General features: G+C 70.6%; 12 protein-coding genes. 1 reads left to right on the top strand and 11 read right to left on the bottom strand.

Features of this window, described 5'->3' with window-relative positions; translation table 11 throughout:
* Positions 1-109: 109 nt before the first annotated feature.
* The 9 genes from GQQ95_RS17350 to GQQ95_RS17310 all read right to left on the bottom strand — a co-directional run bounded on the left by GQQ95_RS17350 (position 110) and on the right by GQQ95_RS17310 (position 10,363).
* Positions 110-916: an IclR family transcriptional regulator gene (locus GQQ95_RS17350; RefSeq protein ID WP_157428860.1), complete on the bottom strand. Its 807-nt coding sequence runs from the start codon at positions 914-916 to the stop codon at positions 110-112.
* A 126-nt stretch (positions 917-1,042) separates the two neighbouring features.
* Positions 1,043-1,876, bottom strand: a complete 834-nt coding sequence (kduI, locus tag GQQ95_RS17345) for a 5-dehydro-4-deoxy-D-glucuronate isomerase (RefSeq protein ID WP_157428859.1) — start codon at positions 1,874-1,876, stop codon at positions 1,043-1,045.
* 29 nt (positions 1,877-1,905) lie between these two features.
* A complete protein-coding gene (locus GQQ95_RS17340; RefSeq protein ID WP_157428858.1) occupies positions 1,906-2,868 on the bottom strand; it encodes a 2-hydroxyacid dehydrogenase in 963 nt (320 codons plus the stop codon).
* 136 nt (positions 2,869-3,004) lie between these two features.
* Positions 3,005-4,102 (bottom strand): extracellular solute-binding protein, encoded by a 1,098-nt coding sequence (locus GQQ95_RS17335; RefSeq protein WP_157428857.1) that lies wholly within the window; start codon positions 4,100-4,102, stop codon positions 3,005-3,007.
* Between the two features lie 121 nt (positions 4,103-4,223).
* Entirely contained in the window at positions 4,224-5,396 is a 1,173-nt protein-coding gene (locus GQQ95_RS17330; RefSeq protein ID WP_157428856.1) for an ABC transporter ATP-binding protein, read from the bottom strand.
* A complete protein-coding gene (locus tag GQQ95_RS17325) occupies positions 5,393-7,183 on the bottom strand; it encodes an ABC transporter permease subunit (RefSeq protein ID WP_157428855.1) in 1,791 nt (596 codons plus the stop codon). The genes GQQ95_RS17330 and GQQ95_RS17325 overlap by 4 nt, the downstream gene beginning before the upstream one ends.
* 61 nt (positions 7,184-7,244) lie before the next feature.
* A complete protein-coding gene (locus tag GQQ95_RS19520) occupies positions 7,245-7,742 on the bottom strand; it encodes a cupin domain-containing protein (protein WP_246205752.1) in 498 nt (165 codons plus the stop codon).
* Positions 7,739-8,830, bottom strand: coding sequence for a C-terminal binding protein (locus tag GQQ95_RS17315; protein ID WP_170297115.1), 1,092 nt, complete (start codon positions 8,828-8,830; stop codon positions 7,739-7,741). The genes GQQ95_RS19520 and GQQ95_RS17315 overlap by 4 nt, the downstream gene beginning before the upstream one ends.
* A gap of 1,275 nt (positions 8,831-10,105) precedes the next feature.
* The gene (locus GQQ95_RS17310) at positions 10,106-10,363 is read right to left on the bottom strand and encodes a hypothetical protein (protein ID WP_157428853.1); all 258 of its coding nucleotides are present in this window, start codon (positions 10,361-10,363) and stop codon (positions 10,106-10,108) included.
* Positions 10,364-10,542: 179 nt separating this feature from the next.
* Between GQQ95_RS17310 and GQQ95_RS17305 the strand changes: the two genes are divergently transcribed.
* A complete protein-coding gene (locus GQQ95_RS17305) occupies positions 10,543-10,722 on the top strand; it encodes a hypothetical protein (RefSeq protein ID WP_157428852.1) in 180 nt (59 codons plus the stop codon).
* An 81-nt stretch (positions 10,723-10,803) separates the two neighbouring features.
* On the opposite strand, the gene GQQ95_RS19800 is transcribed toward GQQ95_RS17305, so the two are convergent.
* On the bottom strand, positions 10,804-14,649 hold the full coding sequence (locus GQQ95_RS19800) for a rhamnogalacturonan lyase family protein (protein ID WP_157428851.1): 3,846 nt from the start codon (positions 14,647-14,649) through the stop codon (positions 10,804-10,806).
* 242 nt (positions 14,650-14,891) lie between these two features.
* Positions 14,892-16,010, bottom strand: a complete 1,119-nt coding sequence (locus GQQ95_RS17295) for an NAD-dependent epimerase/dehydratase family protein (RefSeq protein WP_157428850.1) — start codon at positions 16,008-16,010, stop codon at positions 14,892-14,894.
* Between the last annotated feature and the right edge of the window lie 121 nt (positions 16,011-16,131).

The raw sequence follows: 16,131 nt of genomic DNA, 5'->3' as shown, positions 1-16,131 counted from the left end.
GGCTCGCCCGGCGCGGTCGGCTCGCCCGGCGCCGCCAACCAGGCCGCCCCGGCCGCCCCGGTCGCCCCGGCTGTCCGGGTCGCCCCGGCCGCCGAGCCGGGCGCCGAGCTCACGATCCGCTCCGCGGCGCCCCCATCGAGGCGGAGATCTCGGCGGCGGTCTCGACGATGCGCGCGCCGAGCTCGGTCGCCGAGTCGGGCGTCACGCGCGTCGCGGGGCCGGCGATGCTTACAGCCGCGATCGCGCGGCCCTGGAAGTCGAACACGGGAGCGGCGAAGCCGCGGATGCCCTCGCGGTTCTCCTGGTTGTCGATGGCGTAGCCGCGCTCGCGGGTCGCCGCAAGGTCGTCGGCGAGGTCGCCGGCCGTGACGATCGTGAACGGCGTGCGCGCCGCGAGCGGCTGGGAGATGTGCGCCGGGCGGGCGTCCTCGGGCGTCCACGCGAGGATCGCCTTGCCGATCGCGGTCGCGTACGCGGGCACGGCGGCGCCGACGCGGCTGAACACGCGAACCGGATGGGGGCTGTCGACGAGCTCGATGTAGACGACATCCGTCCCGCTCAGCACCCCGAGGTGTGCGGTCTCCTGCGTCTGCTCGACGAGGGCGCGCATCGACGGCAGCGCCGCACGGCGCAGGTCGAGGCGGTTCAGGTACTCCGACCCCAGCTGCACGGTCGCCATGCCGAGCGTGTAGACCCCGAGCTCGTCGTCGTACCGCAGGAACTGGCGCGCCTCGAGTGTGCGGAGGATACGCAGCGTCGTGGGCTTGGAGTACCCGAGGATCGAGCTGCACGCCGCGAGCGTGAGCCCGGGCGGCGGGCTCTCGGCGATCTGCAGCAGCACCTGCAGTGCTCGGTCCACGCTCTGCGTGCCGGTCGTCCCGCCGGCATCGCGCCGGCTCTCCGACGTGTCGACCATCGAGGCATCCCTTTCGATGAAGTGTGCGTTGTGCGGGTTGCGGTGGTGCACGAACTGGGCGAGCGGATGTCGCGGGGGTGCCCCTACGCTAGCGGGCACCCGTGTCCGGGCGCGTGCGGCCGCGACTCAGGCGAGGGCGGTCACGGGGATCTGGTCCATGTCGGTGAACGACTGGTTCTCGCCGGCCATGACCCACACGAATGCGTAGTTCGTCGTGCCCGATCCGAAGTGCACCGACCAGCTGGGCGAGATCACCGCGTCGCGGTCGGAGAGCACGAGGGTGCGGGTGTCGTGCGGCTCGCCCATGACGTGCTGGATGCGGTGGTCCTCCGGAAGCCCGAAGTAGAGGTACACCTCCGTACGGCGGTCGTGGGTATGCGGCGGCATGCTGTTCCACACGCTGCCCGGCTCGAGCGAGGTGATGCCGAGCACGAGCTGGTCGCTGCGCACGCCGTCGGCGTGGATGTGCTTGTGCACGGTGCGGCGGTTGGCCGTGGCGGCATCCCCGGTCTGGGTGGTGTTCGCGTCCTGCAGGCGCACGAGCCGGGTCGGGTGACCGCGGAACGAGAGCGCCGAGGCCAGGTAGAACGCAGCCTCCTCGCCGTCAGCGCCGGCGGCGAACGTCACGGTGCGCGTGCCCTGCCCGACGTAGAGCACGTCGCGGTGCTCGAGCGTGTACTCGACCCCGTCGACCGTCACGGTTCCGGACCGCCCGATCTGCACGACGGCGAGTTCGCGCCGCTCGCAGAAGCGCTCGGTGCGCAGCTCGGGGGGCGCCACGAGCTCGATCGGCTCGCCCGCGAGCGGCACGACGCCGCCGATGACCATGCGGTCCTCGTGCGTGTAGACGAGCACCTGTTCCCCGGGCACGAAGAGCGAGTCGGCGACGAACCGCTCCCGCAGGGCGGCCTTGGGCAGCCCCGCGACGTCGTCGGGGTGGGTGGCGTGTCTGATCTGCATGCGTGGTGCTCCCGGTCTCGGTGTGGCGCTCAGTGGATGACGTTGGTCGGCGTGCCCGCCGCGAAGGCGAGGATGTTCTCGGCCGCGAGCCGGAACACGTCGTCGGCCTCGTCGGTGTGGAACCCGATGTGCGGCGTGAGCACCGCGTTGCTCGAGACCGCCGGCAGTCCGGCGGGGTTCGGCGGCTCCTCGGTGAAGACGTCGATGCCGGCGCCGAAGATGCGTCCGTGCGCCAGCAGTTCGTCGAGCGCCTCGGTGTCGACGACCTCGGCGCGGGCGGTGTTGACGAAGATCGCGTCGGGACGGAGGCGCTCCAGCAGCTCACGGCTCACGAGCCCGTCGGTCTCGGGCGAGTGGGTGAGGTGCACCGAGACGACGCGGGAGGTCTCGACGAGCTCCTCGAGGCTCACCTGCTCGGCGCCGAGCTCCGCGCTGCGGTCGGGATCGACGGTCCGGCTCCAGTAGACGGGCTCCATGCCGAGGGCCTTCGCGATCCGGACGACGCGGGCGCCGATCGCGCCGGCGCCGATGACGCCGAGGCGCTGGCCGGCGAGCTTCACGCCCTGGTGCTTCGACCAGCCGCCGGAGCGCACGATGCCGTCGCCCTCGACGACGCGGCGCGCGACGGCGAACATCAGCGCGATGGCGTGCTCGGCGACGCTCTGGCTGGCGAAGTCTGGCACGTTCGTGACGGTCACGCCGGCCCGCTCCGCCTCCTCCATGTCCACGAAGCGGCGCGCGCCCGTGCCGACGAAGCTCACGAGCCTGAGGGTCGTCGCCTGCTCGAGCAGGCCGGCGGGCAGGGGCCCCTGGTCGCCGATGACGTAGAGCCCGTCGAACCCCTGCGCGGCCGCGATCGCGGCGGCCGGGTCGTCGAAGCGGCCGCCGTCGATCCACGTGAACTCGTGTCCCTGCGCCTGCAGGGGTGCCACGACGTCGCGCTCGACGATGTCGCGGTACTGGGCTTCGGTGTCGATGCAGACGATGCGCATCAGGCGGCTCCTTCGGTTCCGGCGGTGGTTCGGGTCATGCGATGGTTCAGGTCGTGCGGTGGTGCGGCTGCGCGGTTCTTTCGAGCCGGATGTCGCGGCCGACGTGCGGCCGGCCGCGGCATCCGCCCGCCGCGTCCTACTCGCCCAGCCAGCGGTTGAACTGGTCGAGCACCTCGTCGACGTTCTCGGAGTAGTAGTCGATGTCCTGCTTGATGGCGTCGGTCACGTTGTCGCCGATGGGCAGGAACTGCTGCACGTCCTCGGGGAACGACGTGGGCTCGAGGCCGATGACCGACGCGGGGATGGGCGTCGGCACCTTGCTCGCGAAGGCGATCTGGCCCTCGGTGTTCTCGATCACGTGGGCGAGGAGCTCCTGCGCGGCGGCGGCGTTCGGCGCCCCGGCCGGGATCGACCACACCGAGTTGGAGTAGCCGGCCTGGTTCCACGTGATGGACGCCGGGAACCCGTTCTCGGAGGCCGCGACGAACGCGCGGTTGGCCCAGAGGATGCCGATGTCGCACGAGCCGTTCTCGAGGGACTCGATCGACTGGGCGCCGCTGGTCCACCACGTGATGTCGGACTTGATCTCGTCGAGCTTCGCGAGGGCGCGGTCCACGTCGAGCGGGTAGAGCTCGTCGGGTGCGACGCCGTCGGCGAGCAGGGCGGCCTCGAGGGTCCAGCCGTACTGCGGGTTGTTGAAGAAGCAGCGCTTGCCCGGGAACGTCTCGAGGTCCCACAGGTCGGCCATCTCCGACGGCTTCTCGTCGGGGTAGGCCTCGTCGTCCCAGGTGAGCACCATGCCGAACGTGCCGACCTCGATGCCGTACTCGTCGTAGGTGCCCTCGACGAGCTTGTCGACGGGCACGATCGAGGTGTCGATCTTCTCGAGGTAGCCGTCCTCGGCGGCCTTGGCGGCGTCGTTGACCGTGGGCAGGAACGCGAGGCTCCAGGGCACCTGGCCGGCTTCGGAGGCGGCGAAGAACTTCGTCGCCGCCTCGTTGTAGTCGTCGGTCACGGTGACGCCGGTGTCCTCGGTGAAGTCGGAGAAGAGGGTCGCGTCGAGCTCCTCCCAGACCTGGCCGCCGCTGGTGTCGTAGAAGAGGATGTCGCCGCTGATGGCGCCGTCCTCGGCGGGGGCACCGGCATCGCCGGACGAACACGAGGTGAGGGCGACCGCCGAGGCGATCGTCGCGGCTCCTGCGAGCAGGAGGCGGTGACGACGGATGGTTCTCATTGCTGCTCCTAGATTTCTCGTGACTGCTGGATGGTGCTCGGGCTGCGGTGCTGGTGCTGCGAATGGTGCGGGTGGTGCGGTTCTGGTCTCTCGGTCGTGGGGCGGATGCCGCGGCGCGGCGTCAGGCGGAGGCGTCGGGCTCGGCGGAGGCGGCGGGCGCCGCGACGACGAGCGCGATCTCGCCCGGGCGGACGAGCAGCGAGACGTGCTCGCCGACGACCGGGGCGGGCGCCGCGGGGTCGAGGTCGATCGAGCAGGCGATGCCGTCGGCGTCGAGGTGGATGCTGCGGCGCTGGCCGAGGAAGCGCACCTCGGTGACGATCGCGTCGGCGATGCGGTCGAAGCCCGCGGGCACGGGCGAACCGGCTCCGGCGCCGCCGAGGATCAGCTGCTCGGGACGGACCGAGCAGACGACGTCGTCGCCGACGATGGCGGGGTTGGTGCGGGCGACGAGGTCGTGCTCGCCGACGCGCACGTGCGAGGCGGCGCCGTCGACGCGTGTGATGCGGCCCGGGAACAGGTTCGTCTTGCCGAGGAACTTCGCGACGAAGAGGTCCTTGGGCTCGCGGTAGAGCTGCTCGGGCGTCCCGAGCTGGCAGATGCGCCCGTCGCGCATGACGCCCATGCGGTCGGAGAGGATGAACGCCTCCTCCTGGTCGTGCGTGACGTAGACGGCGGTCGTGTTCGATTCCTGCTGGATGCGGCGCACCTCGGCGCCGAGCTCCTCGCGAAGCCCTCGGTCGAGCGCGCCGAGCGGCTCGTCGAGGAGCAGGACCCGCGGGTTCTGGGCGAGCGCGCGGCCGAGGGCGACGCGCTGCTGCTGGCCGCCGCTGAGCTGCGCCGGGTACCGGTCGCCGAAGCCCCCGAGGGCCACGAGGTCGACCATCTCCTTCACGCGCGCGGCGCGCTTGGCGCCCGGCATCTTGCGCACCTTGAGTCCGTACTCGATGTTCTCGGCGACGGTGAGGTGCGGGAAGAGCGCGTAGTTCTGGAAGACGAACCCGATGTCGCGCTTCTGGGTGGGCGTGCGCGTGACATCCGTTCCGTCGATGTGGAGGGTGCCCCGTGCGGGATCGAGCAGGCCCGCGATGATGCGCAGCAGCGTCGTCTTGCCCGAGCCGCTGGGGCCGAGCAGGGTGAAGAACTCGCCGGCGTGCACGTGCAGGTCGGTGTCGGCGAGCGCGGGCACGCCGTTGTAGTCGAGGCCGATGTCGGTGACCACGACCTCGCCGCGGCGGTCGCCGGCGTTCGTCGTGTCGGTGCCGCCCGTGCGGCGTGCGGTCGAGAGGGTCATGGCTTCTCCTGTCGGGCCGGGGGCTGGGCCTGGTTCCGTGCCGCACCGCGGCGGTCGGTGGCGCGGTTCGTCACGCCGCGCACGACGACGATGACCACGACGACGAGCACGAGCAGCGACGCCACGGCGGGCACCGTCGGCACGATGCCGCTCTCGAGGTACTTGTAGATCGTGACGGGCAGGGTCTTGGTCGGCCCGGTCTGGATGAAGAGGGCGAGCACGACCTCGTCCCACGAGGTGACGAACGCGATGGCGAAGGCGCCGACGACGCTCGGCATGATGCCGCGCACGACGATGGTCCAGAAGGCCCGGGCCCGCGAGGCCCCGAGGGTCCAGGCGGCGGCCTCGATGCCGCGATCGGCCGAGCTCATGGCGGAGGCGATGAGCGCGTAGCTGAGCGGCGCCGCGATGATCGTGTGGGCGAAGATCAGGCCGATCGTGGTGCCGGTGAGGCCGAGCTTCAGCTCGACGTCGAAGATGCCGATCGCGAGGAGGATCGCCGGGGTCACGATGGGCGCGAACGCGAGCCCGCCGATGACGGCCTTGCCGAGCGTCGAGGTCATGCGGCTCGTGACCCTCGCGAGGATCAGCGCCATGCCGACCGAGAGCACGGCGGTGCCGAGGGCCACGATGATGCTCTGCCAGATGGGGCCGAGCCAGACCTGGCTCGTGAAGACCTCGCCGAACCAGCGCAGCGTGAACCCGCGCGGCGGGAAGACGACCGTGCCGGTCTCGCCCACGGCGAGGGGGAAGACGAAGAGCACGGGGACCACGAGGAATCCGATGGTGATGACGGTCACCGTCGCGGAGACCGCCATCCACGGCGACCAGCGGAACGGCAGCGACGTGCTCACGCCCTTCGCCTGTGCGGGCCCGACACCGCCCGGCTGGAAGCTCCCGGCGACCTTCACGACGGCGATGTAGCAGATGATCGTGGCGATGAGCAGGAGGATGCCCATGGCGCTCGCGATGCCCCACTGGTACACGTCGATCTGCTGCTGGATGTAGACCGAGATCGTCTGCTCCTGGGGCCCGCCGAGGATGGCGGGCACGAGGAAGAAGCTGAGCCCGAGGATGAACACGAGCAGGGCGCCGCTCACGATCGACCCGCGAACCATCGGCAGGTACACGGTGAAGAACGTGCGCACCGATGAGGCCCCGAGCGTGCGGGCCGCGAGCACGAGGTTGTCGTCGACGGAGGTCATGCCCGCGTAGAGCACGAGCACCATGTAGGGCAGCAGGTACATGACCGTGCCGACGAGCGTGCCGGCCTGCGTGTAGAGCAGCGAGGTCTCGCCGAGGCCGAGGGCGAGGCTCAGCTGGTTGACGATGCCGTTGGGGCTGAGGATCGAGGTCACCGCGAAGAGGCGCACGACGATCGAGACCCAGAACGGAACGAGGATCAGGAGGAGCAGGATGCCGGCGGTGCGCTTGGAGAGCCGTGAGATGAAGTACGCGGTCGGGAAGGCGAGCAGCACCGTCAGCAGCGTCGAGTTCACGGCGAGCAGCACCGTGCGCCACTCGATGCGCAGGAGGAAGTCGTCGACGAAGATCTGCTGGTAGTTCGCGAAGTCGATCACGGGCGCCGCGGCGTCGAACTTGCCCTCTGGGCTGAGCGAGCGCAGCAGCACGCTGACGATGGGCCAGACGAAGAAGACCACGTAGATCGCGACGACGGGGGCGAGCAGCGCGACACGGGCGGCGATGGTGCCGATACGGCGCCGGATGACGGGATCGGCGTTGATCGCCAGCGGCGTCGTGGGGGTGGGCGCGTCCGTCGCGGTCATGTCAGCTCCTCTCGTTCGTTGATTTTGGAACACCGTACCGAAATCGGATTTCGATCAGATGTCAGTGATGTTCCGCTGGGTTTCGGATGCCGGCGGCAGCCGCGGTCGCGTCGTCTGCGGATGCCGCTGCGGGCGTCGCATCCCCAGCGGGGGCCGCATCGCCCGCGGGGACCGCGTCGCCCGTGGGGGCCGCGTCGCCCGCGTGGACCGCGTCGAAGATCGTGTAGACCTTGCGCACCGTCGCCGCGACGCGCCAGGTGCCCGTCCACCCGGGCTGCAGCACGAGCACCGAGCCGGCCGCGATGCGCGTGACGGAGCCGTCGGCGTGCGTGATGATGCCCTCCCCCGAGAGGAACTGCATGACCTCGCCCGAGCCGGGCTTCGCCGAGGCGAACTCCCCCGGCGTGACCTCCCAGACGCCGATCTCGAGGCCCGGCTGGGCGACGAGCACGTGCTCCGCGGTCTGCGGGTCGCCCGCGAGCACCCGGGCGGGTGCGCCGGTCGGTTCGAGCGCGAGCTCAAGCAGGTCGGCGGGCGAGTGGTCGGCGGCGAGGCTCACGGGTGCTCCAGGGTTGCGGTCGAGGGTTCGGTCGAGGTCGAGCGGGCGGATGCCGCGTCGGCGGATGCCGCCCGCCGACCGGACCCGCCGGGGCCGAAGGCCGCGGCATCCGCGAGCCCCTGGCGATTGACGAGCGACGGGATCTCATGGCCGCGCAGCACGGCGGCGCAGCGCTCGGCCAGACGGGCGCGCAGGCGCTGCTCCGAGGCCTCGGAGTACCACGCGAGATGGTTGGTGATGATCGTGTTGGGTGCGGCGAGCAGCGGATCGTCGGCGGCGGGCGGCTCGGTCTCGAGCACGTCGAGCGCGGCGAACGCGAGGCGCCCGTCGTGCAGGGCGGCGGCGAGCGCGGCCCCGTCCACGAGGCCGCCGCGCGAGACGTTCACGAGCGTGGCGCTCGGCTTCATGCGGGCGATGGCGGCGGCGTCGACGAGGTGGTGCGTGTCGGCGGTGAGCGGGCAGTGCAGGCTGACGAGGTCGCCCTCGGCGAGCGCGGTCTCGAGGTCGACGAGCTCCACGTCGTCGAGTCCGCCGGCGAACGGGTCGTGCGCGATGATGCGGCCGACGAACGGGCGCATGAGCCGGATGACCTCGCGCCCGATGCGCCCGACGCCGATGAGCGAAAGGGTCGCCGTCGAGAGGGGTGCGATGGGTCGCAGCTGCGCCCAGTCGGCCCAGCCGCCGCGGCGTACGAGCGCGTCGGCCGCGGTGATGCGCCGGTTCGCGTCGAGCATGAGGGCGGCCGCGTGCGTCGCGACCTCCTCCTCGCAGTAGTCGGGCACGTTCACGACCGGGATCGAGCGAGCGGATGCCGCGTCGAGGTCGATCGTGTCGACGCCGACGCCGTAGCGGCCGATGACCCGCCACGTCGGGTTCGCGTCCATGACCTCGGCGGTGATGCTCGCGTACTGCACGAGCACGCCATCGGCGGGGGCGCCGCCGCTCAGGCTGCCGTCCTCGCCGCGCGCGTCGCGCACTTCGACGTCGACGGATGCCGCTGCTGCCGCCTCGACGTCGACGCTGCCGTACGAGGAGTCGAGCACCTCGAGCAGCGGCTGGGTGCCGCTCAGTTCACGTGTCCTGGCCACTCGACCACACCTCCGTCGTTGCGATTTTGGAATGGTATTCCAAGATTCGCGAACGCCGCAAGAGGTGCATTGAAAGGCAGGACATCTGGCCCGGCTGCACCGGGAGCGCCGGGAGCGCCGGACTGGCGTCGCAACCGAGCCTGCAGCGATGCCGCGGTGAGCGTTGCATGCGTGCCCGCGGCGATGCCCGACTGTGCGCCGCATGCGCCCGCCTGCAGCGATGTGCCGGTCTAGGCTCGCGACCGCGCGTACGTAGCGATGCGCCGAGGTCACCCAGGGGGATGGCGGATCCGGAGGCGGGCGGATCGGAACGGGAAAGGGCGCCGGACGACCCCCATCGTCCAGCGCCCTTGCCCGGCGGGGTGCGATGTCCTTGCGTCTTCCGCAGCCCCGTCGGGCTCTTCCTCATCACGCCGAGCCGCGACTCCCCTTGCGCCGTTGCGCCACTCCTGCGTGATTCTGGAATGCTATTCCACGGCACCCGCCGCGACAAGAGCTCGGCGCGCGGTTCTCACCTCGCGAAGTCGCGCGACATGGCGACTTCACCACTTCGCCACATCGCAACATCGCCACATCGCGACTCCACCACATCGCGACATCACCATGTCGCAACTTCACCACGGCGCGACTTCGCGACTTCACACCACATCGCCACATCGCCACATCGCGACTCGCGACTCGCGACTTCGCGACATCACTACTTCGCGACTTCGCGACATCGCCACATCGCCACATCGCGACTCGCGACTCGCGACATCGTTACTTCGCGACATCACCACATCACCACTTCGCGACATCGCCACATCGCCACATCGCGACTCGCGACTCGCGACTTCGCGACATCACTACTTCGCGACTTCGCGACATCGCCACATTGCCACATCGCGACTCGCGACTCGCGACATCGTTACTTCGCGACATCACCACATCACCACTTCGCGACATCGCCACATCGCCACATCGCCACATCGCGACTCGCGACTCGCGACTCGCGACTTCGCGACATCACTACTTCGCGACTTCGCGACATCGCCACATCGCCACTTCGCGACTCGCGACTCGCGACTCGCGACATCGTTACTTCGCGACATCACCACTTCGCGACATCGCCACATCGCGACTCGCGACTCGCGACTCGCGACTCGCGACTCGCGACATCATTACTTCGCGACATCACCACATCACCACTTCGCGACATCACCACATCACCACCGAAGTCGCCAATGAACCCCCCGGCCCCGAAGCCCTGCCGCTCCGACCGCGCGACCGCTCACCTCAGTCGCGCGGGGTGCGGTGCCCTCCGCCGGTGTCGAGATCGTCGCCGGACTCGAGGTCGGGCCCGTCGCTCTCGGTGATGTCCGCCCCCTCGAAGAACGGGTCGACGCCGAGTTCGCGGTCGTGCTCGGCGCGCAGGCGCTGCTGCTCGTTCGGGTCATCGGCGAAGTCGCGGTCGTCCGGCAGGTCACGGTCAGGACCCTCGGGCAGATCGTGGTCGGGCAGGTCGCGGTCGTCGCGTCCGGTGGTGTCGCTCATCTCGTCCTCCTCGGTCGATGCGCTCAGGCTAGTTCGCGACCCGGAGCAGACGCAGGGGGTTGCGGAGTGAGGCCGGACTGCTGATGCCGCGAACCGGTGTCAAGCCCTTCCGCCCCGGGGCCGCCCCACGTGAGGGTTGGACTGCCGCACATCCGCGCGGCAACACGATGGGAGCGATGATGACGGATCCACGCGACGACCGCCGAAGCGACGACGAGCACGACCGCGAGCACCACCGCGACGAGCACGACCGTGACGACACCGGGGTCCCGGCGGAGGTGCAGTCCGTCGACGAAGGGCTCCCGAACGACAAGATCCCCGACGACGAGACCATCATCCGCGATACCGAGGCCGACTGACGCCCGGTCGTTCGATAACCGGCCCCGTGACGAGGAGGGCAGCGGATGCGCGGCATGCGCTGCCCTCCTGCTTGTGCGGCCTTACTTCACCGTCACCTGCACCGCCTTCGACGCGGTCTCGCCGTTGGCGTTGGCGAACACGGCGACGAGCGAGTGCGTGCCCGGCGCGACATCCGTCAGCTTGACCGCGGCGACCTGGGCTCCCGGCGTCGCCGCCACGAGCGAACCCGAACCCACCGAGACGCCGTCGAGCTCGAAGCGGTACGACGTCGCGTTCGTGCCCCACCAGAGGTTGGCGGTCGCGGTGAACGAGCTCGCACCCTTGCGCTGATCGGTCGAGACAACCGGCGCCGCGGGCGCGGCCTGCGTCACCTTGACCGTCGTCGAGGTCGTCGCCGTCGTGCCGAGCGCGTTGATGAGCTCGCCCGTGTAGACGTAGGTGCCGTTCGGCTTACCCGTGAACGTGACGCCGGTCGTCTGCGAGAGACCGCCCGTGTCGCCGAGGACCTTCGTGGCCACGAGCGCCCCGTTCTCGTAGAGGCGGAACACACTGCCCGGCGTGCCGTACCAGAGGTTCATCACCACGTCGTAGTCGCCGTTGTGCAGGCCGTTCAGCCACCCGCTCGTGTTCGACAGGGTCCCGCGACCCGGAGCAACGGTCGCCCCGGTCGCCGGCACGACGAGCAGCGTCGACGACGCAGTCGAGACGAGCCCGGCGTGGTTCGTCGCGGTCACGGAGACCTCGACCTCACCCGCGAGCCCGAGGGCCGCGAGGTCGAGCGCGGCGTCCGCTTCGACCTCCGAACCCCCCACGGTCACGACCACGGAACGGATGCCGCTCTCGGCGTCCTCCGCGCTGATCGCGAGCTGCAGCGGCTCGTCGTCGACGACCGTGCCCGAGGGCAGGCTGGCGATGGCGGGCGCCGTCTCGTCGGCGTCCGGAGCCCCGACGTACGCGATCGACGGCACGGGCGGCTCCGCCATGTCAACGCCGATGAAGTACGACGGGTGCGGCGGCTGGTTGTACGCCGAGTTCTGGCCCGCGACGGCGACCCGGTACTGCGAGTCGTGCATCAGGGTCGGGATGCGGGCGTCCGTGACATCCGTCGTCGTGTAGATGCGGATGCCGCTGCCGTCGTCGATCCGCACCGCGAGCTCTTCGCGCCAGTCACCGAACAGGTCGGCCTGCACGACCGGGTTGCCCTTGGTCGTGTTGCCCGTGAGGGTGCCGTCGAGGCGCTTCAGCAGCACCTGCTCCTGCGCCGCCGGGTCCCACTTCGAGATCGTCGGCACGCCGGAGGCGGTGACCGTGTCGTAGTCGTGGTCGGTGATCTCGCGGGTGAGGTCGCCGTCCCACCAGGTGACGAAGTTCGCCGCCGGGATGTCGGTCGACAGCACCTCGCCCGAGGCGGACTTCAGGGTGCCGACGGGCGAGTTCCAGGCGTTGTCGCCGCCGATGTTCCACGCCTCGGCGCCCGGGTGGCCGGGGTCGATGTCGGCGGCGACGCCGCGGCCGGTGTCCTTCGTGGCCTTCGTGGTCCAGAGTACCTCGCCGGTCTCGGCGTCGCGCATGCTCGCGCCGATGCCGCCGTTGCCCGAGACATCCTCGTGCACGCCGTAGACCTCCAGGCCCGGGCGGTCGGTGACGAAGTCGCTCACGTGCAGCGCGTCGCCGTGGAAGAGACGCGTGTTGTAGAGCGGCGTGCCGTCGTCGTCGATGGTCATGGCGCCGAAGACGATCTCGTCGAGTCCGTCGCGGTCGACGTCGGCGGGCACGAACTGGTGGTTGCCCTGCCCGGTGTACGCCGAGCCGGCATCGTTCGAGTCGAAGGTCCAGCGCTCGACGAGCTCGCCGTCGACGAGGTCCCACGCGACGATCACGGTGCGCGTGTAGTAGCCGCGGCTCGTGATGAGCGAGGGGTGCTCGCCGTCGAGGTAGGCCACGCCCGCGAGGAACCGGTCGACCCGGTTGCCGTACGCGTCGCCCCACGAGCTGACGTTGCCGCGGCCCGGGGTGTAGTCGACCGTGTCGATGGCGGCGCCCGTCTGCCCGTCGAAGACCGTGAGGTACTCGGGGCCGCTCAGGATGTAGCCGCCCGAGTTGCGGTGGTCGGCAGCCCCGTCGCCGATGACCGTGCCGACGCCGTCGACCGTGCCATCCGCCGTCTTGAAGGCGACCTCGGAGCGCCCGTCGCCGTCGAAGTCGAAGACCTCGAGCTGCGTGTAGTGCGCGCCGGCGCGGATGTTCACGCCCAGGTCGATGCGCCACAGGCTCGTGCCGTCGAACTTGACGGCCTCGGCGTAGACCTTGCCGGTGTAGCCCGACTGCGAGTTGTCCTTCGAGATCGACGGGTTCCAGAGGAACACGAGCTCGTACTCGCCGTCACCGTCGAGGTCGCCGACCGTGCCGTCGCCGGGTGCATAGGTGACGGTCTTGCCGTCGGGCAGCACGTCGTCGGCCGGCTTGGTCAGCGGGATGTCGAGGTACTGGTCGTCCCAGACGCCGAAGTCCTCGGCGACGGTGACCTCACGGGTCTCGGCAGCGGCCCCATCGGCGCCGTCGGCACCGGGCACCAGGGCCGTCACGAGGTACGTCGACTCGGTCGTGCCGTCGGGGTCGACGAGGTTCGTCGCACCCGTGATCGGCTCGTCGTTCACGAGCGCGCCGTCGCGGTACACGTTGAAGCGGAGGTCGCGCGCGTCGAGGCCGAGCACGCGCCAGCCGACGTACACGCCGCCGCCGTCCGCCTCGGTGCGAGCCACGGCGACGGGCGCCCGGTCGAGGTACTCGGCCTGGCGCACGAGGGTCGTCGCGACCTCCGTCGCGAAGGTGCCGGATGCCGCGGACGCGCCGCCCGCGTTCTGCGCGACCACCTGGTACAGGTAGGGGCGCGTGGTGAGCACGTCGGTGTCGGTGAACGTGGGCTCGGTGACCGTGGCGACCTGCTCGAAGTCGATGTCCTCGCGCGTCGAGCGGAACACCTTCCACTGGATCACGTCGTCGGCGTCACTCCAGCCGATCGTCACGCTGTTGCGATCGATCGCGGTGGTCGCGAGCCCGGTCGGCGTCGCGGGTGCCGCGACGTCAGGATCGACGACGGATGCCGCGAGCCGGTCGCTCTGCCGCGAGACGCGGTCGCCCTTCACCGTGGCGATGGCGTAGTCGTAGCTCTCGCCGAGCTCCACGTCGGTGTCGTCGAAGCTCGTGGTCGCGGCATCCGTCACCGTGCCGATGGCGACGAGTTCGCCACCGGGTGCCGAGCGGAAGATCGTGTAGCCCGTGGCATCCGCCACCGGCTCCCAGCCGAGCGTGACGGCGAGGTCGCCGTCGGCGGCGACATCCGTCACGGCCAGGCCCGCGGGCGAGGCGAGCGGGGTCTGCACCTTGAGGCCGTTGACGCGGCCGTCGCCGCCCGTGACGCGGATGTTCAGCTGCCCGTCGGCGACCTGGATCGCCGGGAAGTACGCCTCGTGCACGTTGCCCGTGGTCGTGCGGGGGCCCGCGTAGGCGGTGCCCTCGATGTCGAAGTTCGTGCCGTTGCTGGCGATGAGGTCGCCCGCGAGGGTCGTGACCTCGTAGGCGCCGTTCGGCACGTCGACCGCGAACGCCTGGGTGTTCGAGATAGTGAAGTCGCGATTCAGGAGGTCATCGCCGCCGCGGTCGCGGAAGTTCGCGGCGGCCGGAGCGGTCGTGAAGCCGTAGCCCTGTTCTGCCGAGTAGGTCGTGCCGGGGTTCACGCCGAGCCAGCCGGCGGCGACCGGCGTGGCCGGCCCGCCGAAGTCGAAGGCGAGGTCGATGTCGCCTTCGGCAGCTTCGGCGACGGATGCCGGCGCCACGGCGGTGAGGGCTGCACCGGCGGCCAGCGCCGTTCCGGTCAGCAGTGCGATGAGCGGCCGTGATCGGCCGCGGCGTACGTTCGGACCCACAGGATCTCCTTCGATCGAGTACTGGTGCTGGGTCGCAGCGTCCGTGCTCGCCGCGCGTGATCCCTCGCTCCCCCGGTTCGGGAAAGCGATTTCCCTTGAATCGTGTCAATCCTCGCCCGCGGCGCGCGGTGAGTCAAGGGGTGTCGTGAGATGACGGCAAGAGCGCACGTTCGGCGCTGGAGATCCTGAATCCGAGCGCGCCGGCGTGACGAGGCAGCTTCGGCGACCGCCGACCCCCCGACTCAGTGCGACAGCTTCGGTGACGCCGGGACCCGCGCCCCGTCGGCGACCCCGTCGAGCACCTCGCGCAGCGCGGACGTCGAACTGCGCCGGGGCTCCCACCCGAGCACCGAGCGCGCGCGCTCGGTCGACATCACGGGCACGTTCGTGGCGATGTCGATCCACCCCGGGTCGGAGGCCTGCAGCCGCAGCTTCCACGTCACCCACATGATCGACCGCAGCACGGCGAGCCGCATGGGGATCGCCCGGCGCGCGCCGACCACCTCCGCGAGCGCAGTGGGGTCGAGCACCGGCTCGCCGGCCACGTTGAACGCCCCGCCGGCGCGCTGCTCGAGGATGCGCGCGAAGGCGTCGGCGAGGTCGTCGGCGTGCACCGCCTGCGACACGACCTGCACGGGAACGGGCAGGACCGGTGGCCGAACACGACCGAGCCACCGCGATGGGAAGTGCGCGCCCAGGAACAGCCGCGCGACCTCGCTCGCCGCGTCGCGCTGGAAGACGAGCCCCGGTCGCACGCGAGACACGACGACCTGCGGATGCCGCGCCTCGAACTCGTCCAGCGCGCGCTCGTTCGCCGCCTTGTGACGGCTGTAGTGCGAGGTGTGGATGCCGCCCGTCGGCCACTGCTCGCTCACCCGCGACCCCTTCGGCCCCCGGCTGTACGCGCCCACCGATGACGACACGACGACATGGGGAACCCGAGCGGATGCCACGGCCGCGAGCAGGTTCCGCAGTCCGACGACGTTCGTCGCCCAGAGCACCCGCTCGTGGTGGTTCGGCTGCAGCAGCCAGGCGAGGTGCACGACGGCGTCGGCGCCGACCAGGATGCGGGTGAGCCGTTCGACGGCGTCGGGCGCGGCGACATCCGCTTCGTGCCACTCGACGTTCGCATACGGGACGACCGTGTCGTCGGGCAGGTGGCGGGCGATGCCGACGAGCTCGTGCGCGCCGACGTGGCGGCCGGAGCCGGTGATGCCGGCCTCTTCGCCAGGAGACCCCGCACCCTGGGCGCCCGCCGCGCCCGTGCCGTCCGGGCCGTCTGGGCTCGCGACATCCTGATGCAGCCGCCGCAGGATCGCGGTGCCGATGTTGCCGGTCGCTCCGACGATGACGATGCGCATGGGGGCCTCCGCTCGCGTACCAGCACGCTACGTCACGAGACTCCGGCGCCCACGGGGGTTGACGAGCCGCGTCCACCCGTTGCTGCACGGATGCCCCAGCGTTGGTGATATCACCGCGATA

It is taken from the genome of Agromyces salentinus (assembly GCF_009749395.1).
GTDB classification, from domain to species: Bacteria; Actinomycetota; Actinomycetes; order Actinomycetales; family Microbacteriaceae; genus Agromyces; species Agromyces salentinus.
The sequence above is the reverse complement of the archived record's forward strand: the minus strand, read 5'-3'. Positions and strand labels throughout refer to the sequence as shown.

Coding starts and splice junctions, on each gene's coding strand:
- GQQ95_RS17310 (WP_157428853.1), bottom strand. CDS start 10,363: ATGAGCGACACCACCGGACGCGACGACCGCGACCTGCCCGACCACGAT.
- GQQ95_RS17335 (WP_157428857.1), bottom strand. CDS start 4,102: ATGAGAACCATCCGTCGTCACCGCCTCCTGCTCGCAGGAGCCGCGACG.
- GQQ95_RS17325 (WP_157428855.1), bottom strand. CDS start 7,183: ATGACCGCGACGGACGCGCCCACCCCCACGACGCCGCTGGCGATCAAC.
- GQQ95_RS17340 (WP_157428858.1), bottom strand. CDS start 2,868: ATGCGCATCGTCTGCATCGACACCGAAGCCCAGTACCGCGACATCGTC.
- GQQ95_RS17295 (WP_157428850.1), bottom strand. CDS start 16,010: ATGCGCATCGTCATCGTCGGAGCGACCGGCAACATCGGCACCGCGATC.
- GQQ95_RS17350 (WP_157428860.1), bottom strand. CDS start 916: ATGGTCGACACGTCGGAGAGCCGGCGCGATGCCGGCGGGACGACCGGC.
- kduI (WP_157428859.1), bottom strand. CDS start 1,876: ATGCAGATCAGACACGCCACCCACCCCGACGACGTCGCGGGGCTGCCC.
- GQQ95_RS17330 (WP_157428856.1), bottom strand. CDS start 5,396: ATGACCCTCTCGACCGCACGCCGCACGGGCGGCACCGACACGACGAAC.
- GQQ95_RS17305 (WP_157428852.1), top strand. CDS start 10,543: ATGACGGATCCACGCGACGACCGCCGAAGCGACGACGAGCACGACCGC.